At 64.9% G+C, this 24,714-nt stretch carries 26 protein-coding genes; 10 read left to right on the top strand and 16 right to left on the bottom strand.

Annotated elements, in window-relative coordinates; genetic code table 11:
- Positions 1 to 32: 32 nt before the first annotated feature.
- Both SCLO_RS07075 and SCLO_RS07070 read right to left on the bottom strand, forming a co-directional pair.
- Positions 33 to 2,210: a 3-hydroxyacyl-CoA dehydrogenase NAD-binding domain-containing protein gene (locus SCLO_RS07075; RefSeq protein ID WP_066516988.1), complete on the bottom strand. Its 2,178-nt coding sequence runs from the start codon at positions 2,208 to 2,210 to the stop codon at positions 33 to 35.
- 21 nt (positions 2,211 to 2,231) lie between these two features.
- On the bottom strand, positions 2,232 to 3,440 hold the full coding sequence (locus SCLO_RS07070; protein ID WP_066516989.1) for an acetyl-CoA C-acetyltransferase: 1,209 nt from the start codon (positions 3,438 to 3,440) through the stop codon (positions 2,232 to 2,234).
- Positions 3,441 to 3,828: 388 nt separating this feature from the next.
- Here SCLO_RS07070 and SCLO_RS07065 point away from each other — a divergent pair, with 388 nt between their 5' ends.
- Complete coding sequence (locus SCLO_RS07065) at positions 3,829 to 5,490, top strand: MFS transporter (protein WP_066516990.1); 1,662 nt, start codon at positions 3,829 to 3,831, stop codon at positions 5,488 to 5,490.
- On the opposite strand, the gene SCLO_RS07060 is transcribed toward SCLO_RS07065, so the two are convergent.
- Positions 5,491 to 6,090, bottom strand: a complete 600-nt coding sequence (locus tag SCLO_RS07060) for a nucleotidyltransferase family protein (RefSeq protein ID WP_066516991.1) — start codon at positions 6,088 to 6,090, stop codon at positions 5,491 to 5,493.
- 152 nt (positions 6,091 to 6,242) lie between these two features.
- Here SCLO_RS07060 and folE point away from each other — a divergent pair, with 152 nt between their 5' ends.
- The 6 genes from folE (at position 6,243) to SCLO_RS07030 (ending at position 11,051) form a co-directional block, all read left to right on the top strand.
- Positions 6,243 to 6,851, top strand: coding sequence for a GTP cyclohydrolase I FolE (gene folE, locus SCLO_RS07055; protein WP_066516992.1), 609 nt, complete (start codon positions 6,243 to 6,245; stop codon positions 6,849 to 6,851).
- Positions 6,848 to 7,684, top strand: coding sequence for an SDR family oxidoreductase (locus SCLO_RS07050; protein WP_066516993.1), 837 nt, complete (start codon positions 6,848 to 6,850; stop codon positions 7,682 to 7,684). The genes folE and SCLO_RS07050 overlap by 4 nt, the downstream gene beginning before the upstream one ends.
- Before the next feature lie 26 nt (positions 7,685 to 7,710).
- A complete protein-coding gene (locus tag SCLO_RS07045; protein WP_066516994.1) occupies positions 7,711 to 8,487 on the top strand; it encodes an enoyl-CoA hydratase-related protein in 777 nt (258 codons plus the stop codon).
- Between the two features lie 168 nt (positions 8,488 to 8,655).
- Positions 8,656 to 9,285, top strand: coding sequence for a class I SAM-dependent methyltransferase (locus tag SCLO_RS07040; RefSeq protein WP_066516995.1), 630 nt, complete (start codon positions 8,656 to 8,658; stop codon positions 9,283 to 9,285).
- A 66-nt stretch (positions 9,286 to 9,351) separates the two neighbouring features.
- Positions 9,352 to 10,284: an ABC transporter ATP-binding protein gene (locus SCLO_RS07035; RefSeq protein WP_066516996.1), complete on the top strand. Its 933-nt coding sequence runs from the start codon at positions 9,352 to 9,354 to the stop codon at positions 10,282 to 10,284.
- Positions 10,281 to 11,051 (top strand): ABC transporter permease, encoded by a 771-nt coding sequence (locus SCLO_RS07030; protein ID WP_066516997.1) that lies wholly within the window; start codon positions 10,281 to 10,283, stop codon positions 11,049 to 11,051. The genes SCLO_RS07035 and SCLO_RS07030 overlap by 4 nt, the downstream gene beginning before the upstream one ends.
- A gap of 30 nt (positions 11,052 to 11,081) precedes the next feature.
- Here the strand turns inward: SCLO_RS07030 and SCLO_RS07025 are convergent, their stop codons facing one another.
- From SCLO_RS07025 to SCLO_RS07005, 5 genes are all read right to left on the bottom strand, one after another.
- A complete protein-coding gene (locus tag SCLO_RS07025; protein ID WP_066516999.1) occupies positions 11,082 to 11,402 on the bottom strand; it encodes a hypothetical protein in 321 nt (106 codons plus the stop codon).
- A gap of 102 nt (positions 11,403 to 11,504) precedes the next feature.
- Complete coding sequence (locus SCLO_RS07020; RefSeq protein ID WP_066517000.1) at positions 11,505 to 12,869, bottom strand: MATE family efflux transporter; 1,365 nt, start codon at positions 12,867 to 12,869, stop codon at positions 11,505 to 11,507.
- Positions 12,870 to 12,879: 10 nt separating this feature from the next.
- Complete coding sequence (locus SCLO_RS07015) at positions 12,880 to 13,812, bottom strand: DUF808 domain-containing protein (protein WP_066517003.1); 933 nt, start codon at positions 13,810 to 13,812, stop codon at positions 12,880 to 12,882.
- A gap of 100 nt (positions 13,813 to 13,912) precedes the next feature.
- Positions 13,913 to 14,158: a hypothetical protein gene (locus SCLO_RS07010; protein WP_066517004.1), complete on the bottom strand. Its 246-nt coding sequence runs from the start codon at positions 14,156 to 14,158 to the stop codon at positions 13,913 to 13,915.
- The gene (locus tag SCLO_RS07005; RefSeq protein ID WP_066517005.1) at positions 14,158 to 14,493 is read right to left on the bottom strand and encodes a hypothetical protein; all 336 of its coding nucleotides are present in this window, start codon (positions 14,491 to 14,493) and stop codon (positions 14,158 to 14,160) included. The genes SCLO_RS07010 and SCLO_RS07005 overlap by 1 nt, the downstream gene beginning before the upstream one ends.
- Before the next feature lie 120 nt (positions 14,494 to 14,613).
- On the opposite strand from SCLO_RS07005, the gene SCLO_RS07000 reads away from it, so the two are divergent.
- Positions 14,614 to 14,919 carry a plasmid stabilization protein gene (locus tag SCLO_RS07000; protein WP_066517043.1) on the top strand — a complete coding sequence of 102 codons (306 nt, stop codon included), beginning with the start codon at positions 14,614 to 14,616 and terminating at the stop codon, positions 14,917 to 14,919.
- A 65-nt stretch (positions 14,920 to 14,984) separates the two neighbouring features.
- Here SCLO_RS07000 and rplI read toward each other — a convergent pair whose 3' ends face one another.
- From rplI to rpsF, 3 genes are read right to left on the bottom strand one after another with little or no spacing between them, the layout of a single operon-like run.
- A complete protein-coding gene (gene rplI / locus SCLO_RS06995) occupies positions 14,985 to 15,590 on the bottom strand; it encodes a 50S ribosomal protein L9 (protein ID WP_066517006.1) in 606 nt (201 codons plus the stop codon).
- 13 nt (positions 15,591 to 15,603) lie between these two features.
- The gene (rpsR, locus tag SCLO_RS06990) at positions 15,604 to 15,828 is read right to left on the bottom strand and encodes a 30S ribosomal protein S18 (protein WP_004212076.1); all 225 of its coding nucleotides are present in this window, start codon (positions 15,826 to 15,828) and stop codon (positions 15,604 to 15,606) included.
- A 13-nt stretch (positions 15,829 to 15,841) separates the two neighbouring features.
- A complete protein-coding gene (rpsF, locus tag SCLO_RS06985; protein ID WP_066517007.1) occupies positions 15,842 to 16,270 on the bottom strand; it encodes a 30S ribosomal protein S6 in 429 nt (142 codons plus the stop codon).
- A gap of 218 nt (positions 16,271 to 16,488) precedes the next feature.
- Between rpsF and SCLO_RS06980 the strand changes: the two genes are divergently transcribed.
- Positions 16,489 to 17,889: a GntP family permease gene (locus SCLO_RS06980; RefSeq protein ID WP_066517009.1), complete on the top strand. Its 1,401-nt coding sequence runs from the start codon at positions 16,489 to 16,491 to the stop codon at positions 17,887 to 17,889.
- Positions 17,890 to 17,949: 60 nt separating this feature from the next.
- Here the strand turns inward: SCLO_RS06980 and SCLO_RS06975 are convergent, their stop codons facing one another.
- From SCLO_RS06975 to SCLO_RS06955, 5 genes are all read right to left on the bottom strand, one after another.
- Entirely contained in the window at positions 17,950 to 18,324 is a 375-nt protein-coding gene (locus tag SCLO_RS06975; protein WP_066517011.1) for an RcnB family protein, read from the bottom strand.
- Between the two features lie 198 nt (positions 18,325 to 18,522).
- On the bottom strand, positions 18,523 to 19,731 hold the full coding sequence (locus tag SCLO_RS06970) for an ABC transporter permease (RefSeq protein WP_066517015.1): 1,209 nt from the start codon (positions 19,729 to 19,731) through the stop codon (positions 18,523 to 18,525).
- A 154-nt stretch (positions 19,732 to 19,885) separates the two neighbouring features.
- Positions 19,886 to 20,599 (bottom strand): ABC transporter ATP-binding protein, encoded by a 714-nt coding sequence (locus tag SCLO_RS06965; RefSeq protein WP_066517016.1) that lies wholly within the window; start codon positions 20,597 to 20,599, stop codon positions 19,886 to 19,888.
- Between the two features lie 4 nt (positions 20,600 to 20,603).
- Entirely contained in the window at positions 20,604 to 22,145 is a 1,542-nt protein-coding gene (locus tag SCLO_RS06960; RefSeq protein WP_096362105.1) for an efflux RND transporter periplasmic adaptor subunit, read from the bottom strand.
- A complete protein-coding gene (locus tag SCLO_RS06955) occupies positions 22,135 to 23,607 on the bottom strand; it encodes an efflux transporter outer membrane subunit (RefSeq protein WP_174521955.1) in 1,473 nt (490 codons plus the stop codon). Before SCLO_RS06955 ends, SCLO_RS06960 begins: the two co-directional genes overlap by 11 nt.
- Positions 23,608 to 23,765: 158 nt before the next feature.
- Here SCLO_RS06955 and fabD point away from each other — a divergent pair, with 158 nt between their 5' ends.
- Positions 23,766 to 24,701, top strand: a complete 936-nt coding sequence (gene fabD / locus SCLO_RS06950) for an ACP S-malonyltransferase (protein WP_066517018.1) — start codon at positions 23,766 to 23,768, stop codon at positions 24,699 to 24,701.
- Positions 24,702 to 24,714 lie beyond the last annotated feature (13 nt).

The raw sequence follows: 24,714 nt of genomic DNA, 5'->3' as shown, positions 1-24,714 counted from the left end.
CTAACTCAGGGGAAGGGGGATTGTCAGCCTGTTTATGCCGCAGCGCGGGATGGGGCGGGGCGGTAGAAGGTCGCGCCGCTCGCCGCCATCTCCCGCAACTGCTTCGTGGGGGCAAAGCGGTCGCCATGGGCCGCCGCCAGCCGGTCCAGCACCGCCACGACATGCGCGATGCCGACCGTGTCCATATGGCTGAACGGCCCGCCGGTCCAGGGCGCGAAGCCCCATCCGAAGATCGCGCCGATGTCGCCATCCTCCGGCGTCTCCAGCACGCCCTCTTCGAAGCAGCGCGCGCATTCGATCAACTGCCGATAGAGCAGCCGCTCCTTCACCGCTTCCACGCCGGGCTGATCGGCGGCCAGCGGGAACAGTTCCGCCAGCCCCGGCCAAAGATGCTTCTTGCCGCCTTCGGGATAGTCATACCACCCCTTGGCGCTCTTGCGCCCCAGACGGCCCATCTCGACCATCTGCGCCATCAGTTCGTCGGATCGCTGCGCGACATAGGCGTCGCCCAGTTCCTTCTTCGCGGCGAGCACGATCTTGTTGCCCAGTTCGATGGACACTTCATCGCCCACGGCCAGCGGCCCCACGGGCATCCCCAATTGCCGCCCGCCATTCTCGATCAGCGCCGGGTTGATCCCTTCCGCGACCATCTCCACGCCCTCCTGCACATAGGTGCCGAAGCATCGCGACGTATAGAACCCCCGCGAATCATTGACGACGATGGGCGTCTTCTTGATCTGCGCCACGAAATCCAGCGCCTTGGCGATGGCGGCAGGCCCGGTTTCCTTGCCGAGGATAATCTCCACCAGCGGCATCTTCTCGACCGGCGAGAAGAAGTGGATGCCGATGAAATTCTCCGGCTTGCTCCATGCCTTGGCGAGCTTGGTGATCGGCAAGGTCGAAGTATTGGACCCGAAGATCGTATCCGCGCCCAGCACTTCCTCGACCTTCTTGGTCACCTCCGCCTTGATCGCGACATCCTCGAACACCGCCTCGATCACGAAGTCCGCCCCGGCCAGCGCCGCATAATCGGTCGTCGGCGTCACCCGCGCCAGCGTCTCCGCCATTTTCTCCGGCGTCATGCCCTTGCCCAGCCGCTTTTTAAGCTGCTCCTCAACATGGGCCTTGCCCTTCTCGGCATAAGCGAGGTCGCGGTCGAACAGCACGACCTCCATCCCCGCCTGCGCCGCGACGGTCGCGATCCCCGCGCCCATCATTCCCGCGCCCAGCATGGCGAGCTTCTTCGTCGGCGCCTTGGGCTGATCCTTCGGACGCCGCGCCCCGCGCTCGGCCGCCTGTTTGTTGACGAACAGGCTGCGGACCATGTTGCCCGCCTGCGGATCGGCGGCGACCCTGGCGAAATATTTGCTCTCGACCCTGATCGCCTGGTCGATCGGCAGGATCGCGCCTTCATAGACCGCCGACAGCAGGGCGATGGGCGCATTCATGTTGCGCTGCGTCTGCTTGACCGTCATCGGCACAGCACCCGCCATGGTCTGCACGAAAGCGGGGTTGAACCCGCCCGCGCCGCCGGGGAATTTGAAGCCCTTCACGTCCCAGGGCTGGACCGAAGCGGTCGGGTTCGCCTTCACCCACTCCCGCGCCTTCTCGATTGCCGTGCCCTGCGGCACCACTTCATCGACGACCTTCAGCATCGCGGCTTCCGCGGGCCGGAACAGCTTGCCCTGAAGCATATACAAGAGCGCCGCCTGCACGCCCATCAGGCGCGGCAGACGCTGCGACCCGCCGCCACCGGGGAAAAGCCCGATCAGCACTTCGGGCAGGCCCAGTTGCGTTTTGCTGCTGTCCCCGACCACGCGCCGGTGGCAGGCCAGCGCCAGTTCGAAACCGCCGCCCACGCAGGTGCCCTCGATGGCGCAGGCCACCGGCTTGCCGCAGGTTTCCAGCCGCCGGAAAAGTTGGTTCAGCGTGAACACATTGTCGAAAATGGCGGCGGGGGAGGGGCGCTGCCCTTCCGCGCTCGCCAGCATGGACCCGAAATATTTGAGGTCCATGCCCGCCATGAAGCCGCTGTCCTTGCCCGAAGCGATCACCGCGCCCTTGATCCCTTCTTCCGAAGCGATGCGCGTGATCGCCGCATCCAGATCGGCGATGAAGTCGGGGCCGATGACGTTCATCGACTGCCCCGGCACGTCGATGGTCAGCGTGGCGATACCGTCGCCGTCAATGTCGAAGCGGATGGTGTTCATATCGTCTCTCCTGATTCCGCCTTACAGCCGCTCGATGATCGTGCCCGTGCCCATGCCCGCGCCCACGCACAGGTTGACCAGAGCCGTGCCCTTGCCCGACCGTTCCAGCTCGTCCAGTGCCGTCCCCAGCACCATCGCGCCCGTCGCGCCCAGCGGGTGTCCCATGGCGATCGCGCCGCCATTGACGTTGATCTGGCTGTGGTCGAGCTTCATCGCCTGCATGTAGCGCAGCACCACGGCGGCGAAGGCTTCGTTGAGTTCCCAAAGGTCGATGTCCGCCTCGCTCATCCCGGCGCGCTTCAGCAGCTTGCCCGCGACGAATTCCGGCCCGGTCAGCATGATGAGCGGTTCCGACCCAATGGAGGCCGCCGCCCGGATGCGCGCGCGGGGTTTCAGCCCATATTTCTCGCCCATCGCCTTGCTGCCGACCAGGACGGCCGCCGCGCCGTCCACGATGCCGGAGCTGTTCCCCGCATGGTGGACATGATTGACCTTCTCCAGTTCCGGATAGCGCAGCAGCGCCACCGCGTCGAAGCCCGGCATCTCTTCGCCCAGCGCCGCGAAGCTCGGCTTGAGAGCCGCCAGCGACTGCATGGTCGCATCGGGCCGCATATGCTCGTCATGGTCCAGCACCACGCGCCCGATCACGTCCTTCACCGGCAGGATCGACCTGGCGAAGCGCCCTTCGTCCCATGCCATCTTGGCGCGCCGCTGGCTCTCGACAGAATAGGCGTCCACATCGTCCCGCGAAAAACCGAACTTGGTCGCGATCACGTCCGCCCCGATGCCCTGCGGCGCGAAATAGGTCTTGTAGGCGACGGCCGGGTCCATGGCCCAGGCCCCGCCGTCCGAAGCCATCGGCACGCGGCTCATGGATTCGACGCCGCCCGCGACGACGAAGCCCGCTTCGCCCGACACGATTTTGCCCGCCGCCATGTTGACCGCTTCCAGCCCCGAAGCGCAGAAGCGGTTGATCTGCACCCCCGGCACCGTCTGGTCGTAATCGGCGTTCAGCACCGCGACCCGCGCAATGTCCGCGCCCTGTTCGCCCACCGGCGCGACGCAGCCCAGGATGACATCATCCACATCAGCCGTGTCGATGGCGTTCCGGTCGCGAATGCCCTCCAGCACCTGCGTCGCAAGCTGGATGGGCGTGATCTCGTGCAGCGACCCGTCGGCTTTCCCCTTTCCGCGGGGCGTCCTGACGGCGTCGTAGACATAGGCTTCCATGGATATTCCTCTCCGCTGACCACGGGCTGGGTTGGGCTGGACCGGCATCCGGTTCCGGCGATCGGTCCATGGCGTCGGAGCGAGTCACCTGCCCCGCTTCCTTCCATGCGCCCGGCGCTGGCATGCCGCAGGCACGCCGCGCTCCGGGTCACGGAAATCCGCCATTTTCGTCACGCCGTCTCCTGAATCCCGATCCGGCCTACGGTTCACGCCCCGGAATGTATTTACGTTTACGTAAAGTGCAAGCGGAACATGCCCATCCCCACCCGCCGTAGGGGCAACCGCCCAAGGCAAAACCCGTTCCCTTCGCTACTTCGTTCATGGATTCGCGGTCCACAGCCGAATCGCCGATTTGACGCCCCCGCCATTTTCCGCTTCACCTTGCCCCGTGTCCGAAGCCGATTCCCACCCCGCTCCTTCGCCCCTTTCCGTCCCGATCTTCCGCTCCGTCTGGCTCGCCAGCCTCTCCTCGAACTTCGGCGGCCTGATCCAGTCGGTCGGCGCGGCATGGATCATGACGTCGCTCTCCGGCTCCTCGCTGATGGTGGCGCTGGTGCCCGCCGCGACCACGCTCCCCATCATGCTGCTCTCGCTCTGGGCCGGGGCGATCGCGGACAATCTGGAACGGCGCAAGGTGATGCTGGCCTGCCAGTGCTTCATGCTGCTCGTCTCGGCGATTCTCTCCTTCGCGGCCTGGCGCGACCTGCTGACGCCGTGGAGCCTGCTGGCGCTCACCTTCCTCATCGGTTGCGCGACGGCGGTGAACGGCCCGGCATGGCAGGCGTCCGTGGGCGACATGGTGCCGCGTTCGGTGTTGCCCAATGCGGTGGGGTTCAACGCCATGGGTTTCAATCTGGCGCGCAGCATGGGACCGGCGCTGGGCGGCGTCATCGTCGCAACTGCGGGCGCGGCGGCTGCTTTCCTGACCAACGCGGTCAGCTACATCCCGTTGATCGCGGTCCTGTCGCGCTGGCGGCCGGAAAGGCCGCCACAACTTCTCCCCCGCGAACGGCTCGGCCTCGCGATGCGGGCGGGGGTCCGCTATGTCGCGATGTCGCCCAATATCCAGCTGGTGCTGGTGCGGGCGCTCGCCTTCGGTTTCGGCGCGGCGGCTGTGTCGGCCCTGATGCCCCTCGTCGCGCGGGATGTGCTGGCGGGCAGCGCCCTGACCTTCGGCCTGCTGAGCGGCGCCTTCGGCATCGGCGCGGTGGGCGCGGCGCTTGTCACCAGCAGGTTGCGGGCGCGCTACTCCATCGAGCAGATCGTGCAACTCGGCACCCTTTGCCTGGGGGGCGGCCTTGCGATCATGAGCCTGAGCGGCTGGCTGGCGCTGGCGTTGGCGGGGTATCTGCTTGCCGGGTTCGGCTGGATACTGGCGCTCGCCACCTTCAACGTGTCGGTCCAGATGTCCGCTCCGCGCTGGGTCGTGGCCAGGGCGATCGCGCTCTATCAGATGGTGGTTTTCGGCGCGATGGCGGGGGGAGCCTGGATTTTCGGTTCCATAGCCGAGGCGCATGGCGTGGTGACGGCGCTTCAGGCGGCGGCGGCGGGGCAGGTGCTGACGATGGTCATCGGCCTCGTCCGTCCCTTGCCGCAATCGGGCGACGATAATCTCGATCTCCAGAATCTTTGGCGGGAGCCCGAAACGGCGGTGCCGGTCGAACCGCGCAGCGGTCCGGTGGTGGTGACGATCGAATATCGCATCCCGCCCGGCTCCATCGTGCCCTTCCTGGCGGCCATGGGGGAGCGCCGCCGGATCAGGCGTCGCGATGGCGCGCATGGCTGGTCGTTGATGCGCGACCTGGGCGATCCGGAATTGTGGATCGAGCGTTATCATGTGTCCACCTGGCTCGATTATGTCCGGCACAATCAGCGCCGCACCTTCGCCGATCAGGCCAATAGTGAAGCCATCCGGGCGCTCCATAACGGACCCAACCCGCCTGTCGTCCACCGGATGCTGGAGCGGCAGACCGGATCGCTGCCGTTCAGCCGCGCGCCCGATCCGCGCGAAATGGGCGATCCCATGACCGATCCCACCCGTTCGAGCTGATCATCCTTCGGGGTCGGACTGCCAGTTCGCCAGATCCTCCGGCGTGTCGATATCGCGCAGCAGATTGCCGTGCGTTTCGATCTGCACGCCGTGGCTCAGCAGGACGCGGGCGCCCTGATCGCCGCGCAGCGCCAGCAATTCGGGGAAATGCCGGCGCCCGATGAAGGCGGGCGGGGAGGAGGAGAAGCCGTCGGTGCTGGCGATCACGGACCGGATGTCCGTCGCGGCCATGCAGAGGCGATTATAATGGGTCTGCGGCACGTCGGGCATGTCGGCCAGGCATAGGAGGATACCGCGAACCCGCCGGATCGGCATGACATGCCCTACCGCGCGCACGATGCTGCCGGCAATCCCCTCTTCGGGCTGTTCGTTGACGATGATGGCGTAGCCGCGTCGTTCCAGCTTCCGGTGGATGACCGGGGCTTGCGCGGCGGGACGGACCACGGCGACCAGTTCCGCAAAGGCCATCGAAGCGACCGTCTCCATCGTATGCTGGATGACGGGCTTGCCGCGCAGCGGGGCCATCAGCTTATCCGCCTCGCCGAAGCGGGACGACGGACCGGCCGCCAGCAAGACCGCCGCGATCTGTTCAGTGCGCATGAAAGGCCGGAAAGGAGGGCATGTGCTTGATAAGGCTCCCTGGGGGGTGGATTTGCCATGGGCGGGCTCTTGTGTCCAGCATGCCGGAAAGGGCTGGCCTTCGCCGGGACGAGACGCCATATGCAGGGCCGGAAGCAAGGAGCGGTCTTTTCATGATCTATGATCCCGATGCGGAAACGGTGAGAGAATCCGTCAAGGAATCGGTTCCGGCCGAGGTAGCCGATGCCATCCGCACGCTCATCAAATGGTCGGGCGACGATCCGCGCCGGGAAGGGTTGATGGAGACGCCCGAGCGCGTAGCCAGGGCCTGGCGGGAATATTGCCGCGGCTATGGCGACGATCCGGCTTATCATTTGTCCCGCATCTTTCATGAGGTGGGCGGTTATGACGATGTCGTGCTGCTCAAGGACATTCCGTTCCAGTCGCATTGCGAACATCATATGGCGCCGATCGTCGGCCATGCCCATATCGCCTATCTGCCGGGGGATTATGTCGTGGGTATATCGAAGCTGGCCCGTGTCCTTCATGCCTTTGCCCATCGCCTGCAGGTGCAGGAGCGGCTTACTTCGCAGGTCGCCAACTGCATCTGGGAGCATCTGAAGCCCCAGGGCGTCGCCGTGGTGGTCGAGGCGACGCATGGCTGCATGACCGGCCGTGGCGTGCGGACGCCCGACGTCATCATGAAGACCAGCCGCATGCTGGGCGTCTTCCGCGACGATGTGAAGAGTCGCGAGGAAGTGCTGAAACTCATCGAATCGTGAGCGGGAGCGATCCGATCTACCGTCCGCTGGGACGCGCGCGGCCGGAAGGAGAGGGGCGCGCCGCTCCCCTGGCGGGCAAGCGGCTGGCGCTGGTCACCGGCGGGCACCGGCGGCTGGGCGCGCATATCGCCGCCGCCTTCGCGGGGGAGGGATTCTCGCTCGCCATCCATGGCAGCCACGACACGCGGCTCGATTCCCATCTGGCGCTGGCGCTGGAGCAGAATGGCACCGAGTGGGAAGGCTTCGTCGCCGATTTTTCCGACCCCGAAAGCGCGGAAGAACTGATCGGCCAGGTGGCCGAACGCTTCGGCCGTCCGCCGGACGTGCTGGTGAACGGCGCGGCCCTGTTCGGTCAGGACCGGCTGGGCGACGTGACCGCCGACGATCTGATGCGGCATTATGCCGTCAACTGCGCCGCGCCCGCCCTGCTGACCAAGGCCTTCGCGATGGTGCCCGCCGGCGTGGTCGACCGGTGCATCGTCAATATCCTGGACCAGCGGATCGACCATCCGCATGAGGACCAACTGGCCTACACGCTTTCCAAGCTGGCGCTGGCGGGCCTGACCCGGTTGAGCGCCAGCAATCTGGCGCCCCGGATCAGGGTGAATGCGGTGGCCCCTGGCCTCACCATTCCCACGGCCGATTATGACGAGGCGCAGATCGAGCGGCTGGAAAAGCTCATGCCGCTCGACCGTCTGCCGCAGCCCGAACAGATTGCCCAGGCCGTCCTCTATCTGGCGCAGGCGACCGCGGTGACGGGCCAGACCCTCTATATCGACGCGGGCGCGCATATGCGCGGCTACGACCGGGATTTCATGCATCTGTGCCGTTAATGGCTCAGGGATCGAAGGAGACAGCCATGGCTTATGAAACGATTTTGGTGGAACAACGCGACGCGGTGACACTCATCACGCTCAACCGGCCACAGGCGCTCAATGCGCTCAACAGCCAGGTGCTTGTTGATCTGGGCGCCGCCTTCGCCGCCTTCGATGCCGACCCGTCACAGCATTGCGCCGTCCTGACCGGCAGTGAAAAGGCCTTTGCGGCGGGCGCCGACATCAAGGAAATGGCCGACAAGCTCGCCGCCGACTTCTTCCTGGAGGATTTCTTCTCCGGCTGGCAGTCGAAGGTGGTCGCGACACGCAAGCCGTGGATCGCCGCCGTAGCGGGTTTCGCTTTGGGCGGCGGGTGCGAGCTTGCGATGATGGCCGATTTCATCATCGCGGCGGACACCGCCAGATTCGGCCAGCCCGAAATCAAGCTGGCTGTGGCGCCGGGCATGGGGGGGTCGCAGCGTCTGACCCGCGCGGTCGGCAAGGCCAAGGCGATGGACATGTGCCTGACGGGACGGATGATGGACGCGCAGGAAGCGGAGCGTTCCGGGTTGGTCGCGCGGATCGTTCCGGCGGCGGACCTGCTGGACGACGCCCTGAAAACGGCCGCCGCAATCGCGTCCATGCCGCCGATGGCGGCGATGGTGAACAAGGAAATGGTCAACATCGCCTTCGAAACGGGGCTGGCGCAGGGATTGCTGACCGAACGCCGCCTGTTTCAGATCCTGTCCGCGACGGACGACAGGAAGGAAGGCATGGCCGCCTTCATTGAAAAGCGGCCCGGCGTGTGGAAAGGGCGCTGACAGCCATTCGGCCCGCACGATCGGCCATCGAAGGGCGATCGTGCGGGGCCTGTCATTTTGTCCCATGGACCGGTCACCGGGCGGGTGTTGTGCGGAAACATAATCGACGTGGCCCTGTGTCATGGCTAAGAGGACTCACAACGGTAACGGAGCGGTCGTATTTCGCCCATGCAGCATAAGTCGAAGCGCAGCCGGGCGATCGCCATGCCCCGGAATGAATTTCGCGCCCGGGCCTCCGAATATCTGGACTTTCTCGGCGCCTGGCTGAAAAAGCCCCGCCAGACCGCGTCCGTCGTTCCCAGCAGCCGCTATCTGGCGCGGCTCATGGTGTCGCATATCGATCCGGCGGACGGACGCGTGCTGGAATTGGGCGGCGGCACGGGCGTCTTCACGCGCGCCATATTGGAAACCGGCCTCCCTGCGGCAAAGCTGGAAGTGGTGGAAATCAATCCGGCCTTCGCCAGAGGATTGCGGCGGCACTTCCCCCATGTGACGATTCTGGAAACGCCCGCCCAGATCGTGTCGACCGCCGCCGCCGGAGGGCCCGGCGAATATCAGACGGTCATCAGCGGCCTGCCGCTGCTCGCGATGGACCGCACCCTGCATGTGGACATATTGACGGAAGCCTTCCGCATGCTGCGGCCGGGGGGCGCCTTCATCCAGTTCACCTACTCCATGCGCCCGCCGGTCAATCGCGACATTCTGGACCTGCTCGACCTGGATGTCGTCCGGGTGGGCCAGACGGTCAGGAATTTTCCGCCAGCAACGGTGTTCCGCTTTTTCCGCCGGGGAGAATGAGGGCGGGCTTGCCTGGCGGGACCGGGCGCCTATGTTCCCGGCGAAGCAGAAAGGGCCTTGCCGCATATGGCATCGATCATCACTATTTCCGGCCTGACCAAAAGCTATGCTTCCGGTTTTCAGGCTTTGAAGGGCATCGACCTTTCGATTGAAGAGGGGGAAATTTTCGCTCTGCTCGGCCCGAACGGCGCGGGCAAGACGACCCTCATTTCCATTGTCTGCGGCAATGTGCGGCCGAGCGGCGGGACGGTGACGGTGGCAGGCCACGACATCATCCGCGACTATCGCGGCGCGCGCTCGACTATCGGCCTCGTCCCGCAGGAACTGTCCACCGACCAGTTCGAGCGGGTGATCGACACCGTGGCATTTTCCCGCGGCCTCTTCGGCAAGCCTCGCAACGATGCCTATGTCGAGAAGATATTGCGCGACCTGTCGCTGTGGGACAAGCGCAACAACAAGATATTGGAGCTGTCGGGCGGCATGAAGCGCCGCGTCATGATCGCCAAGGCGCTCAGCCACGAACCGCGCGTCCTGTTCCTGGACGAGCCGACGGCGGGCGTGGACGTGGAATTGCGGCGCGACATGTGGAAGCTGATCGGCGAACTGCGCCAGACCGGCGTCACGATCATCCTCACCACCCACTATATCGAGGAAGCGGAAGAGATGGCGGACCGCGTGGGCGTCATCAACAAGGGCGAGCTGATGCTCGTGGAGGACAAGGATGTCCTCATGCGCAAACTCGGCCAGAAGACGCTGACGATCGCCCTGACGGAGCCGCTTCCCACGGTGCCCGGCGAGTTGGCGGAATGGGGCGTGACGCTGAAGGCCGAAGGGAATGAGATGGAATATCTGTTCGACACGCGCGCCGAGCGCACGGGCGTGTCTTCCCTGCTGCGCAAGCTGGGCGATCTGGGCATCGGCTACAAGGACCTCAACACCCAGCAAAGCAGCCTGGAGGATATTTTCGTCAGCCTCGTGCACCAGGAGCAGGCGGCATGAGCGGCCCCAATCTGCGCGCCATCTGGGCGATCTACAAATTCGAGCTGCATCGCTTCCGCCGCACGCTCATGACCGGACTGCTGGTGCCGGTCATCACGACCTCCCTCTATTTCGTGGTCTTCGGCGGAGCGATAGGTTCGCGCATGACGGAGATCGACGGCATTCCCTATGCCGCCTTCATCGTGCCGGGCCTCATCATGATGTCGATGTTCACGGAAAGCATCTTCAACGCCAGTTTCGGCATCTACATGCCGAAATTCAACGGCACCATCTATGAACTGCTGTCGGCCCCGGTTTCAGCCGCGGAAACGGTCACGGCCTATGTCGGGGCGGCGGCGACCAAGGCGTTCCTCGTCGGCATCGTCATCTTCGTGACCGCGCATCTGTTCGTCGATATTTCCGTCGCCCATCCCATCGCCATGATCGCTTTCATGGCGCTGATCGCGATCAGTTTCTGCCTGTTCGGCTTCATCCTGGGCATATGGGCGCAGAGTTTCGAACAGTTGCAGGTGATCCCGCTGCTGCTCATCATGCCGATGACATTCCTGGGCGGCGCTTTCTATTCGATCCACATGCTGGCGGAGCCGTGGCGGACGATCACCCTGTTCAATCCGATCGTCTATCTGATCTCCGGCTTCCGCTGGACCTTCTTCGGCAGGGGCGATGTCGGGATCGAATTCAGCATCGCCTTCATCGGGGCCATGCTGGCGCTGTGTCTCGCCATCGTTGGATGGGTTTTCCGAACGGGCTACCGGCTCAAGAAATAGGAGCGGGCCGTCGCTTCGTTCCGGAATGGGTCAGGCCGTCGCGCTCTCGGACTGGACGGCGAACAGGGTCACGCCCTTATATTTGCCGTCCGTTTCGTCATAAAGGCCATGCATGGCCTCGAACGGTTCATCCACCACCGCCATGTTGCTGAGGCCGGTCAGCTTGAAGGTGCCCAGCTTCAGTTCGCGCGGGGGGCGGCCGTCCCGGTCCACCGTCACGGCGTCGATGAACATCTCGTCATGACGGGTATAGAGGATGTGAGGCGCCAGCTTCACGACCATCTTGTTATAGGTCACGATCAGGCATTTCTGCTGGGCGATGGCTTGGAGGATTTCGGTCGGCGCTTGCATAATCCGCGATCATTACCGATTCGCAGGCTCTCTTCAATTGTTTTGTGCACCGCGTCATTCTGACGGGGGACATGATGGAAGGAAAAGAGGGCGTGCCCTTCGCTAGCGCGAAAGCAAGCCCAGTTTCTTCCGCATGGCCCAGCGCGCGACCAGCAACGCGGCCACGACGCTGAGGCCGCTGGCAAGGCCGATCCAGATGCCAAGGCCGCCCATATGCATCGGAAAGGCCAGGAAGGTGCCGACGCCGATGCCGATGATCCAGTAGCCCACCAGCGCGAAGATCATCGGGATCTTCGTGTCGCGGATACCGCGCAGCACGCCCGCGCCCACCGCCTGCGTCGCGTCCACCAGCTGGAACAGCGCCGCCACCCCCAGGAAGACGATGGCCAGCGCGACGGTCCGGGCATTGGCCGGGTCTTGCGTATCGAGGAAGATCGCGATCAGCCATCGCGGAAAGAGGATCAGGGACGCGGCGGCGGCACAGGCGAATGCGATGCCGATCATCAGCGAAAGCCAGCCTGAACGCCCGACGCCGTCTTTGTCCCCGCGCCCATGGGCAAGGCCCACCCGCACCGTGGCCGCCTGCCCAATGCCCAAGGGCACCATGAACAGCAGCGATATGATCTGGATGGAGACGGCATGGGCCGCCAGCGGCTCCTTGCCGATCAGGCCCATGAGCAGCGCCGAGGCATTGAACACCGCGCTTTCCAGCCCCAGCATGACCGCGATCGGCAAGCCCAGCCGCCATATGGCGCGCAGTCTTTCGCTGTCCCTTCGCCAGAAGCGGCCGAGCAGCCGGTATCGGCGGAATCCCCGGTCATACATAATGACGAACAACAGGGTGAAGAACAGGAAGGAGGAGGAGAGGGTGCTCGCCAGCCCCGCGCCCGCTATGCCCAGCGCGGGCAAACCCAGATGGCCGAAGATCAACACCCATCCGACCAGCACGTTGAACGGGATCGCGCAGAGCATGACGATGACCGCCCATGACGGCCGCTCAAGCGCCGAAATGAAATTGCGGAGCGTGGAAAAGCCCAGAAAGGGCAGAAGCGCCCATTGCAGTCCATGCATCAACTCACCGGCCTTGCGGGCCAGATGGGCATCCTGTCCCATGGCGAGCAGGATCGCTTCGCATTGCCACAGGACGAGCCAGGCCGGGATGGCGAAGATCAGGGCGGCGCGCAGCGTCTGATGCACCGTGCGCCGCACGTCCCGCACTGAATGGCGGCGGCGTCCCCGTTCCTCCGCGATTAGCGGAGCGGCGGCGGTGACCAGTCCCATGCCGAAGATCAGCATGGCCGCGAACAGGTTGATCGCCAGCGCGCCGGCCGCCACCGCATCGGTCCCCAGCCAGCCGAGCAGCAGCAGGTCGGTGGCCGCAATCGCCGACCATGCGATATTGCCCGCTATCATGGGCAGGGCGAGCGTCAGCAGGGCGCGCGCCTCGGAACGCCATGGATGGCCCATGCTCCGCGCTTCAATGTTTCCGGGGGATGAGGTGCAGCACGCCGACGATGATCGCTCCGATCGCCAGCCCCAGTATGCCGGAGCCGATGGCGCTCACCACCCATTCGACGACCGATCCCATGGCGGGCAGGGCGTGGGCCGCGCTCTTGGCCATATGATGGATGGCGTCAGGGATCATGTCCCAGTGAAATTCGTGCAGTCCATGCACGATCAGGCCGCCGCCGACCCAGAGCATCGCGGCGGTGCCCACGACGCTCAATATCTTCATCAGCACCGGCATGGCGTGGACCAGTCCGCGTCCCACGCCGCGCGCGAGGGCGGAGGATCGCTTCGCCAGGTGAAGGCCGATATCGTCCATCTTCACGATAAGGCCCACCACGCCATAGACGCCTGCGGTGATCAGGATCGCCACGATCACGAGGATGATGGCCTGTTCCCACAGCGGCTCGCTGGCGACCGTGCCGAGCGCGATCGCCATGATCTCGCCGGAAAGGATGAAGTCGGTTCGGATCGCGCCCGAAACCTTCTGGTTCTCCAACTCCGCCGAACTGTGCGTGGCGAGCGCTTCGTCCGCGACGTCATGACCGTTGCCGATCGCTTCCAGCAGCTTCTCCGCTGCCTCGAAACAGAGGAACGCGCCGCCTGCCATCAGGAGCGGCGGCAGCAGCCACGGGGCGAGCGCGCTCAGGACGAGCGCGGCGGGAAGAAGGAACAGCAGCTTGTTGCGGAGCGAGCCCTTGGCGATCTTCCAGATGATCGGAAGCTCGCGGTCGGGGGTAAGGCCCATGACATAGCGTGGCGTAACCGCCGTGTCGTCGATCACGACGCCAGCGGCCTTGCTCCCGGCCTTGCCCGCCGCCGCCGCCACATCGTCCAGCGATGTGGCCGTCAGCTTGGCTATGCCCGCCACATCATCCAGCAGCGCGATCAGACCCGAAGGCATGGATTTTTCAGCTTTCCCCTGTTGGAAAGCCGGTTGCCGGCTTTCCTGCCTTTCGGGTCATAGAAGGGTCGCGCGCGCCGGGCAATGCGGCAAGACGGATTCAGGCCACGCCGCGGAAATTGGCGGGCGGATCGCTCGCGGGGAAGGATTCGTCCGACTGTTCGTCCACCAGATCCCAATCCTTCTCATCCACATGCTGTTCGGCGGGGCCGGCATCGCGGATGACGCCCGAAGATCCTGCGGCGCCCCGGTCGTCATCGCCGTCCTTCGCTCTCCAGTCGTGCCAGCTTTTCCAGGCCACGGTGCCCAGGCCAGTCAGGAACGCCAGTTTCAACAATGTCTTCATCATTTCTTCTCCCGCGATTCCTGAAGATGTATCCAGTCTGCCGGATCGCCGCCGACAGCCTTTTCCGGCAGGGTAAACTCGCCTTCCTCATCGGCTCCGACGGGCAATTCCTCCTGCGCCTTCGCTTGGGCAGGGACAACCTGCCAGCGCTGACGCAGGGCCGCGTCGATCATGGAACGCCATATGTCGCCACGGCCTGCCTGCGTCATGACCTCGTCCGGATCCTTCAGGATGGCGAGGATGCTCGTCGCCTCCTCCAGCCGGCTGGCCCATTCATCGGGCCGATCGGCGGAAAGGTGGCGAGCCAGGCGTTCGATGAGGGCGCATTGCTCCATGGCAAGGGGAACGCCCCTGCCCGGCTCCTGTTCCGGCTATTTCATAACGCCCCTGCAGCGATGGCAACCGACGCGGTCCTGATCGGTTCCCATGGGGTCGGGGCTGGCAGGAGAAAGACGATGCCTCAAGGCGACAAGAGCAGCTACACGGACAAGCAGAAGCGCAAGGCCGAGCATATCGAGGAAGGATATGAGGATCGCGGCGTATCCCACAAGGAAGCGGAACGGCGCGCCTGGGCCACGGTGAACAAGGAATCGGGCGGCGGCAAGAAATCCGGATCGGGACGCGGAAAGCCCGAAAGCCATGCCTCATCCCGTAAGGGCGGCCGCAAGGGCGGAGCCGCGTCGTCGCAACGTTCTGCCGCTGACCGCTCGGCCGCGGCGAAGAAGGGATGGGAGACACGACGCAAGCGGGCGCATGGATGAGCCGCGCGCAAACAAAAAAAGCCGCCCGGTGAAGGGCGGCTTTCTTTTCGATCCTGTCTGAGGGCTCAGGCTTCTGCGGCCGGAGCCTCTTCCGTCTCTTCCGTTTCTGTGGCGATTTCGCCCGGTTCGGCGTTCGGATCGTAATCTTCGGTGAAGCCGCTCTCGTCCTTTTCGAACAGGTCGGCCATCACGTCGACGCCCTGCGCCTGCAATTCGGCCTCTTCCGGCGAGCGGGCGACGTTCACCGAAATGGCGACGGCGACTTCGGGGTGCAGCGCGACCTTGACGTCGAACACGCCCAGCGTCTTGATCGGGCGCTCCAGAACCACCATCGCCTTGCTCACGTTGGTGACGCCATCGGCATGCAGCGCGTCCACGATGTCGCGGACGGCGACCGAACCGTAGAGGTGGCCGGCGTTGGACGACTGGCGGATCAGGACGATCTGCTTGCCGTTGACGCCTTCGGCGGCTTTTTCGGCATCCGAGCGGCGGGCCGCATTGTCGGCTTCGATCTTCGCGCGGTTGGCTTCGAAGACCTTTTTGTTGGCGGCGTTGGAACGCAGAGCCTTCTTGTTGGGCAGCAGGAAGTTACGGGCATAGCCGTCCTTCACGGTGACCACGTCGCCGATGGCGCCCAGCTTCTCGATCCGTTCGAGGAGAATGATTTCCATGGAGATTACTCCCTCACTTCACGATGTAGGGCAGCAGGCCCAGATGACGGGCGCGCTTGATGGCCTGGGCCAGCTCGCGCTGCTTCTTGGCGGACACCGCGGTGATGCGGCTGGGGACGATCTTGCCGCGCTCGGACACAAAGCCCTGCAGCAGACGGACGTCCTTGTAATCGATCTTCGGCGCATCCTTGGCGGCGAAAGGGCAGCTCTTGCGGCGGCGGAAAAACGGGCGTGCCATGTTTCAGATCTCCTTATTCGCCAGCGGTTTCTTCGCGGTCGCGGCGCGGGCCACGATCTTCGCGGGGACCGCGATCGCCACGATCGCCGCGCGGGCCGCGATCGCCACGCTCGGAGCGTTCCTGCTTGCGCATCATCACGGACGGGCCGGTTTCCAGCTCGTCGACCTTGATGGTCATGTAGCGGATCACGTCTTCGTTGATCTGGGTCTGGCGCTCCAGTTCCGCGACGACGCCGGCGGGGGCGTCGATGTTGAGCATCACATAGTGCGCCTTGCGGTTCTTGGCGATCTTGTACGCGAGCGAACGCAGGCCCCAGGTTTCGACCTTGGTCACCTTGCCCTGCATATCCTCGACGATCTTGGTGGCGGTTTCCGCCAGCGCGTCCACCTGCGCCTGTGCCAGGTCCTGGCGCGCAAGGAACACATGCTCGTAAAGAGCCATGGGTATTGCCTCATCTGTTGGCCGATCGCTGACGTCCACCCCATGTGGAACGCCCCTCCGGCTGTCGTCTTAAGCATTGAAACGCGTGGGGCCGAGTCACCCCGGTCCCGTGCGAAGGCGCGCCTATGACGGAAATGCCGGTGAAAGGCAAGGGACAGTTGGCTTGCGGCCTGTCTCCGCGTAGTTCTTCGTCGAACGCAGCGGGAAGGGGGAGAAATATGGCGGTCGGCATTGCGGCATTATCGCTCATCTTGCTGATGCTGGCGGCCTATCGCGGGATGAGCGTCATATTGATGGCGCCGCTGCTGGCGATGCTGGCGGTGTTCCTGACCGATCCGTCCGCCGTCCCCGCCGCCTTTTCCGGGCTGTTCATGGAGAAGGTGGCAAGTTTCCTGAAGCTTTATTTCCCGGTTTTCCTGCTGGGCGCGCTGTTCGGCAAGCTGATCGAGATTTCCGGCTTCTCCCGCTCCATCGTGACGGCGGTGATCGGCTTCGTGGGCGCGGAAAGGGCGATCCCCGCGATCATGCTGGTGACGGCGCTGCTGACCTATGGCGGCGTGTCGGTCTTCGTCGCGGTGTTCGCCGTCTATCCCTTCGCGGCGGAGATGTTCCGGCGCGCCGGCATCCCCAAGCGGCTGGTGCCCGCGACGATCGGCCTGGGCGCGATCACCTTCACCATGGACGCCATGCCGGGCACGCCGCAGATCCAGAATATCATTCCCACCAGCTTCTTCGGCACGACGACATGGGCCGCGCCGGTGCTGGGGCTGATCGGATCGGCCTGCATCATGGGGATGGGGCTGGCCTATCTGGGTTGGCGGCGGCGCGTGCTGATGGCGGCGGGAGAGGGCTATGGCGCGCCCGAAACGCTGGTCAACGAGCCCGAGCCGGTCGCGGATGAAGAGCGCACGCCCGCCATCATCGCCATCCTGCCCCTGCTGGTCGTGGGTTTCGGCAATCTGGCGCTGACCGTCTTGATCCCCCGGATCTGGACCGAAGAGGAGGTCAGCCTGTCCATGGCTGGCCTCGCCGAGCCGGTGTCGGTCAAGGTCGCGCAGATGGCCGCGCTCTGGGCGGTGGAGGGCGCCTTGCTGCTGGGCATCGCGACCATCCTGCTCTTTGCTTTCCGAACCGTGGCGAAGCGTTTCGCCGATGGATCGAAAGCGGCGGTGGGCGGCGCTTTGCTGGCGGGAATGAATACGGCGGTCGAATATGGCTTCGGCGCGGTGATCGCGGCCTTGCCGGGCTTCCTGATCGTGAAGGAGGCGCTGAAATCCGTGCCGAATCCGCTCATCAACGAAGCGATCACCGTCACGTCGCTGGCCGGGATCACCGGATCGGCTTCGGGCGGGCTGTCGATCGCGCTGGCGGCCATGGCGGATCAGTTCATCGCGGCGGGCGATGCGGCCGGCATCCCCAGGGAGGTGCTGCATCGCGTCGCTTCCATGGCTTCGGGCGGGATGGACAGCCTGCCGCATAATGGGGCGATCATCACCTTGCTGGCGGTGACGGGATTGACGCATCGGCAGGCTTACAAGGATATCTTCGCGTTGACGATCATCAAGACGCTCACGGTCTTCATCGTGATCGCCGTCTATTATCTGACCGGCCTCGTATAAACGCGAAACGCCCCGGCAAGGTCACCTGCCGGGGCGCCGCCCACCGCTCGGGCGAGTTGCTTAGCGCAGGGCGCCGCCGATCACCGCGCCGATGATGCCGCTGGTGATCGCGATCAGCACGGCGTCATTGCCGGACCGCACCCACTGATAACCGCGCGGCGGGGCCGAAAGGCGATAGTCGCGATAGTTGTTCACGACCCGATAATGGGCTGCGTGGCGACGGTCGAACCGCTGGCCTTTCGTCCAGTGACGATAATTGTTGCGATAGGCCTGCTTGCGGACGACCGTCTTCTGCCGGACCATGGTGCGTCCGTGCGGGCCCTGCTTCACCACGCGAACGGTTTCGCGATGGGGAGCAGCCTGCGCCTGCGCGGCGACCATCGGGCTGGCGATCATCGTGGTGGCGGCAAGGGCCATCAGGAACTTCTTCATCATCGTTATTGCTCCTTCTTCGATCTCTGGCGCCTTCCGGGGCGTCGAACACAGAATTAGGAGGCGATTGTCGCAAGGATGTGCCGGGTAGAGAGAATTGTGTCGGAAATTGTATCGGTGCGCGGTTTAATCTGAACGGCTGTTCATGGAACGATTCGAGGAGCGGTGTTCGGAAGAGGCGCGGAGCCGGTCCATGCTCCCCTATTCGTGCCGCAGCGCGTCGATGGGATTGAGCGCCGCGGCCCGCCGCGCCGGGAAATAGCCGAACACCACCCCGATCGCGGCCGAGAACAGGAAGGCGATGAGGTTCACCTTCACGTCGAAGATGAAGGGCACCTGCATCAGCGGCGCGATGGCGACGGACGCGATGAGCGCCAGGAACAGGCCGATCAGCCCGCCCAGGCAGGACAGCACGATGGCCTCCACCAGAAACTGCATGAGAACTTCCCGCGCCACCGCCCCGATGGCGAGGCGGATGCCGATTTCCCGCGTCCGCTCCGTCACGGACACCAGCATGATGTTCATGATGCCGATCCCGCCGACCAGCAGGGAAATCGCCGCCACCGCGGCCACGATCTGAGTCAATATGGTGGTGGTGCCGGTCAGCGTGTCGGAAATCTGCTTGGTGTCGAATACGTTGAAATTGTCCTGATCGCCCGCCTTCACCTTGCGCCGTTCGCGCATCAGTTCCTCAAGGCTGCTCTGCACGGCGGAGGTGTCATAGGCGTCGTCCACCGCGACCATGATCTGGCTGATGTCGCGGTCGCCGGTGAAGCGGCGCTGCACGAACTTGATCGGCATGACGACCACGTCGTCCTGATCGCCGAAGCCGCCTTGCCCGCGCGTGGTGAGGACGCCGATCACCTGACAGGACACGCCCTTGATCCGCATCCGCTTGCCGATGGGGTCGTTGCCCTGGAAGAGGTTGGTGCGGACGGTGTTGCCAATGATGCAGACGGGTTTTCCGGCCTCCTCCTCCTCCGTCATGAACAGGCGGCCCGTTTCGGCTTTCCAGTTCTGCACCTCGAAATAGGCGGCGGTGGTGCCATAGACGGTGGTGGACCAGTTGCTGCCTTCGTAAATGGCCGTGCTGCCGCTCGATTGCACCAGCGGAGCGACCGCGCGAACGCCGGTGAGCTGGTTTTCGATGGCCGTCAGGTCCTGCGGCTTGAAATCGGGCGGACGGGGACCACCGCCGCCGCGCCCGAAGCCTTGTCCGGGGCGCAGTTGCAGCACATTGGCGCCCAGCGAACTGATCTGTTCCCGCACGGCGGCGGTGGCGCCGTTGCCCAGCGTCACCATGGTCACGACCGCCGCGACGCCGATGATGATGCCCAGCGTCGTCAGAAACGAGCGCAGCTTGTGCCGGTTGATCGCGCGGAAGGCGAGGATGACGGTGGTGCCTAGCATGGATATGCAAACCTCAAATCCGTTCGGGCTGAGCTTGTCGAAGCCTGTCCTGAGTGCCGCCGCGGACGGCGTTGAAGGGGCCTTGGCCGTGCCTTCGCTTCGCTCAGACTTGCCCTTCGACTTCGCTCAGGGCGAACGGTGGTCGGGAACATCGTCAAACCCTCGCCCCTTCCTCGATCCGTTCGACAAGCCCGTCCTTGAAATGGACGATGGTGTGGGCGAAGGCGGCCATGTCCGGCTCATGCGTGACCATGATGACGGTGATGCCGCTGTTGCGGTTGAGGTCGGTCAGCAGTTCCATGATCTCCACCGACCGTTCCGAATCGAGATTGCCGGTCGGCTCGTCCGCCAGCAGCACGGCGGGCTGCGTCACGATGGCACGGGCGATGGCGACGCGCTGCTGCTGGCCGCCGGAAAGCTCTGCGGGCGTGTGATCCCACCATTCCTTGAGGCCCACCTTCTCCAGCGCGGCCATGCCCGCGTCATAGCGCATCTTCTTGTCCTCGCCCCGGTAGAGCAGGGGCAGTTCCACATTCTCCAGCGCGCTGGTGCGGGCGAGCAGGTTGAAGCCCTGGAACACGAAGCCCAGATACCGGCGGCGCAGCAGGGCGCGCTGGTCGCGGTCCAGTTGCTCCACATGGCGGCCCTTGAACAGGAACTCGCCCGCCGTCGGCACGTCGAGGCAGCCCAATATGTTCATCGTCGTCGACTTGCCGGAGCCGGACGGGCCCATGACGGCGACGAAATCGCCTTCCTTTATGTCGAGGTCGATGCCCTTGAGCGCCTGAAACGCGGTCGGGCCGGAGCCGAACGTCTTGGTGATGCCGCGCAGCGATATGATCGGCGCGGAGGGGGGCGGGGAAGCCATGGCGTCAGGTTCCGTTCGTCCGGCCCGTGCCGCGCGGTTCGTTGCGTTGGCCCTGCGGCGCGGGGGTGGGAGCGACCGGCGCGGTTTCCGGCGGCGAGTCGCCCGAATTGCCGAGCTTGCCGACAGTGGCGGGGCTGCCGTCCGCCGCCTTGTTGCGCGGGCCCGCCTTGCGGCCGCCGCCATTTTGGTCGGCCTTCTGGTCCTCGGCGGGCTGTTGCTGCCCGGCGGCCAGCTGGCCGGTGATGACCCGCATTCCGGCTTTCAGGTCGCCGCCGATGATGGCCGTGCGCGCGCCGTCGCTCGCGCCCACCGTGACCTGCACGGCTTTGGGCTCGCCATTTTCGTCCTGCACATAGACGGTCTGGCTGCTGCCCGCGCCGAAGCTGACCTGCCGGGCGTTGCCGCGGCGGAAGCGGCGGGGGCCGGGCACGATCTGGCTGGTGATGCCGCCGCCCTGGCCGGCATCCGTGATGGGCTTGAAGCGCAGCGCGGCGTTGGGGACGAGCAGCACGTCACGCAGTTCCTGCGTCACGATGTCCGCCGTCGCCGTCATGCCGGGGCGCAGGGTTTCGTCCTGATTGTCGACCGAAAGCACGGCGGTATAGGCCACCACGGTGCCTGCCGTGCTGCTGGACGTGCTGCTGGACGAGGAGGAGGATGAGGAACTGCTGGAGCTGTTCGACCCCACATTCACCCGCGTGACCTTGGCCGGGAAGGTCCGGCCGGGGAAGGCGTCCACGGAGAAATTGGCGCTCTGGCCTTCCTTCACCTGCCCGACATCGGCCTCGTCGACGGAGACTTCGACCTCCATCTTGGTCAAGTCCTCGGCGATGGTGAAGAGGACCGGCGCGTTGAGGGACGCCGCCACCGTCTGCCCCGGCTCTATGTCGCGGGAGAGGACGACGCCGGTCACCGGCGACACGATCTGGGCGATGGAAAGATTGGTCTGCGCGGTCGAAAGCTGGGCCTGCGACACGCGGACCTGCGCCTGCGCGGAATTGAGGTTGGCGAGGGCCGACTGATAATCGGCGCGGGCCGCGTCCAGTTCCGTCTTGGCGGGGACGCGCCCGCCCGACAGGTTGAACACGTTGAGCTGCCGGTCCAGCGTCGCCTTGGCGAGGGCAAGCTGCGCCTGCGCCTGCGACACGCTGGCCTGCGAGGAGGAAACCTGCGCCCGGTTCTGGTTGATGGTGTCGACCAGACGGCGGGTGTCGAGTTCGGCCAGCCTCTGCCCCTTCGTCACCCGGTCGTTCACGTCGACATAGACCGCCGTGATCTTGCCCGACTGTTCGGAGCCCACATCCACCTGATTGATGGGCTTCAGATTGCCGGTCGCGGAGACGGTGACGGTCAGGTCGCCCTTGCGCACCTCGCGCGTCGCATAGTCGGGCTTGTCATCGCCGCCGAAGCAATAAGCCAGCAGCAGGATGGCGATCAGCAGCGCCACGCCGATACCCCCCCGGATGATCCATTTGCGCCACGGCTTTGCGGGCTTCGCGCCAAGGAAGTCGTTCAGATCCTGATCCGTCGTCACATCATTGCTCATTGGGGCGGTTTTCCATGTTCTGCCAGCCGCCGCCCAGCGCATTGTAAAGCTGGGCGATGGCAAGGATTTCGTCGGCCTGAGCGGAGGCGAGGCTGTTGCGGGCGTTCAAAAGCGTGGATTCGCTGTTGGAGAGCGTTTGGAAGTCGATCAGGCCCGACTGATACTGGCTGCGGGCCATGGTCGCGGCGTTGTTGGACGCTTCGAAGGCGGTCTGGAACTCCGCCTTTCGCGCCTGCGCGCTGGCGAGCGCGGCCATCGCATTTTCGACATCTTCCAGCGCGGTCAGCACGCTTTGCTTATAGAAGGCGAAGGCCCCGTCCGCGGCGGCTTTCTGCGAGCGGACCTGCGAGGAGAGCCGCCCGCCGTCGAAGATCACCTGCGCGACATTGGCGAACACGCCGCCCGTCACCAGGTCGAACAGGTCTTTGAAAGCATTGGAGGTGGTGCCGATATTCCCGCTGATCCCCAGCGACGGATAAAGCTGCGCCTGCGCCACGCCGATCCGCGCCGTCGCGGCGGCGAGGGCGCGCTCCGCCGAGCGCACGTCCGGGCGCTGGCGCAGCGTGTCGGCGGGAATGCCGGTGGCGATCTGCGTCGCGGCTGCGGGAATGGGGACCGGGGTTTCGAGGGTGCGGGTGGCTTCTCCCGGAGCCTGCCCGGTCAGCACCGCGATCCGGTTGAGGCTGCCTTTCAGGCTGGTCTCCAGTTGCGGGATGGACGCTCTGGTCTGCGCCAGTTGCGCCTTGGCCTGCTGCTCGTCCAGCGAGGAGACGAGGCCCGCCTGCAAGCGCCAGTTGGCGATGTCGTAATTGTCCTGCTGGACCGTCTGCGTTTCGCGCGCCACCTGAAGCTGGGCCTGCGCCAGCCGCGCCTGCACATAGTTGGTGACCAGTTCGGAAATGATGGTCATCCGCACATTGGCGAGGTCATAGCCCGATGCGGCGAGGTCGGCGCGGGCCGCTTCGGCGGAGCGGGAAAGCTCGCCGAACAGGTCGATCTGCCAGCTTGCATTGGCGCGCAGGGAATAGCTGCTTGACCAGTTGCCTCCGGCGCCGCCGATGGGATTGCCGCTGCTGTCGAGCCGCCCGCCCGCATCCTGGCTGCTGTAATTGCGTCCCCCGCTGCCCGACGCGTTCACCTGCGGCAGGAAGGAGGCATTGGCCTGCCGCAGCGATTCCCGCGCCTGCCGCAGCCGCGCCTGCGCCTGCACGATGTCCAGATTGCTGGCGATGGCCTGATCGATCAGATGGCTGAGCGCGGGATCGTTGAGCCGTGTCCACCAATTGGCCAGATCGGCCTCGCTGAGCGGGACGGAAGCGCCTTGGCTATAGGCAGGCGGAACTCCCAGCGCCGTCGTTTGGGGCGGGCGGTAATCGGGACCGGCGGCACAGGCCGTCAACAGGAGCGCCGTTCCGCTGATCCATGCAATGCGATATCGCACCTTTTCCTTGCACTCCGTCATCGTTAAAGGCACCGCAGACAGCCGCCCAGGGGCGATGTCGAGGCGCTCGTTGAAATAACTGCCGAAATCGCGGCGGTGTCTCAATGGCAATGTTGTCGTAAAGTGTAACGGTCTTGGAAAATGGCGCTTTTCGCGCCGCCGGGTTCAGAGGGTGAAGCATGAGGGCATTTCTATTTCCGGGTCAGGGCAGCCAGTCGGTGGGCATGGGCAAGGCGCTGGCCGAAGCCAGCCCGGCCGCGAAGGAACTGTTTCAGGAAGTCGACGACGCCCTGTCGCAGCATTTGTTCCGCATCATGGTGGAAGGGCCGGAAAGCGACCTGACGCTGACGGAGAATGCCCAGCCCGCGATCATGGCGAACGCGCTGGCAACGCTGCGGGTGATGCAGAAGGAAGGCGGTTTCTCGCTGGCCGACAAGGGCGATTATGTCGCCGGGCACAGCCTGGGTGAATATAGCGCCCTTTGCGCGGCGGAGGCTTTCGATATCGGTACCACGGCGAAGCTGTTGAAGCTGCGCGGGCAGGTGATGCAGGCCGCCGTGCCGGTGGGCGAGGGCGCGATGGCGGCCCTGCTGGGCGCGGACATCGAAAAGGCGCAGGCTCTGGCCGACGCGGCGGCGGAGGGAGAAGTCTGCACCGTCGCCAATGACAATGACCCGACGCAAGTGGTGATTTCCGGCCATCGCGGCGCGATCGAGCGGGCGGTGGCGCTGGTCAAGGACCATGGCATCAAGCGCGGCGTATTGCTTCCCGTTTCCGCCCCCTTCCACTGCCCGCTGATGCAGCCCGCCGCAGAAGCGATGGACGAGGCGCTGGGCAAGGCGGCGATCAATGCGCCGCTGCTGCCAGTCTATGCCAATGTGCTGGCCGCTCCCATCGCCGACCCGGCCGAGATCGTGGCGCGGCTGGTGGAGCAGGTGACTGGCCGCGTGCGTTGGCGCGAATCCGTGGCGGCGATGTGGGATGCGGGCGTAACGGAATTCGTGGAGCTGGGCGGCAAGGTGCTCGGCCCCATGGTCAAGCGCATCGCGCCCGACGCCACCGTCCGCAGCATCGTGACGATGGACGATATCGAAGCGGCTCTGGCCGAATTTTGATTTGCATTCGCGC

This window comes from Sphingobium cloacae (assembly GCF_002355855.1).
Taxonomy (GTDB): domain Bacteria; phylum Pseudomonadota; class Alphaproteobacteria; order Sphingomonadales; family Sphingomonadaceae; genus Sphingobium; species Sphingobium cloacae.
The sequence above is the reverse complement of the archived record's forward strand: the minus strand, read 5'-3'. Positions and strand labels throughout refer to the sequence as shown.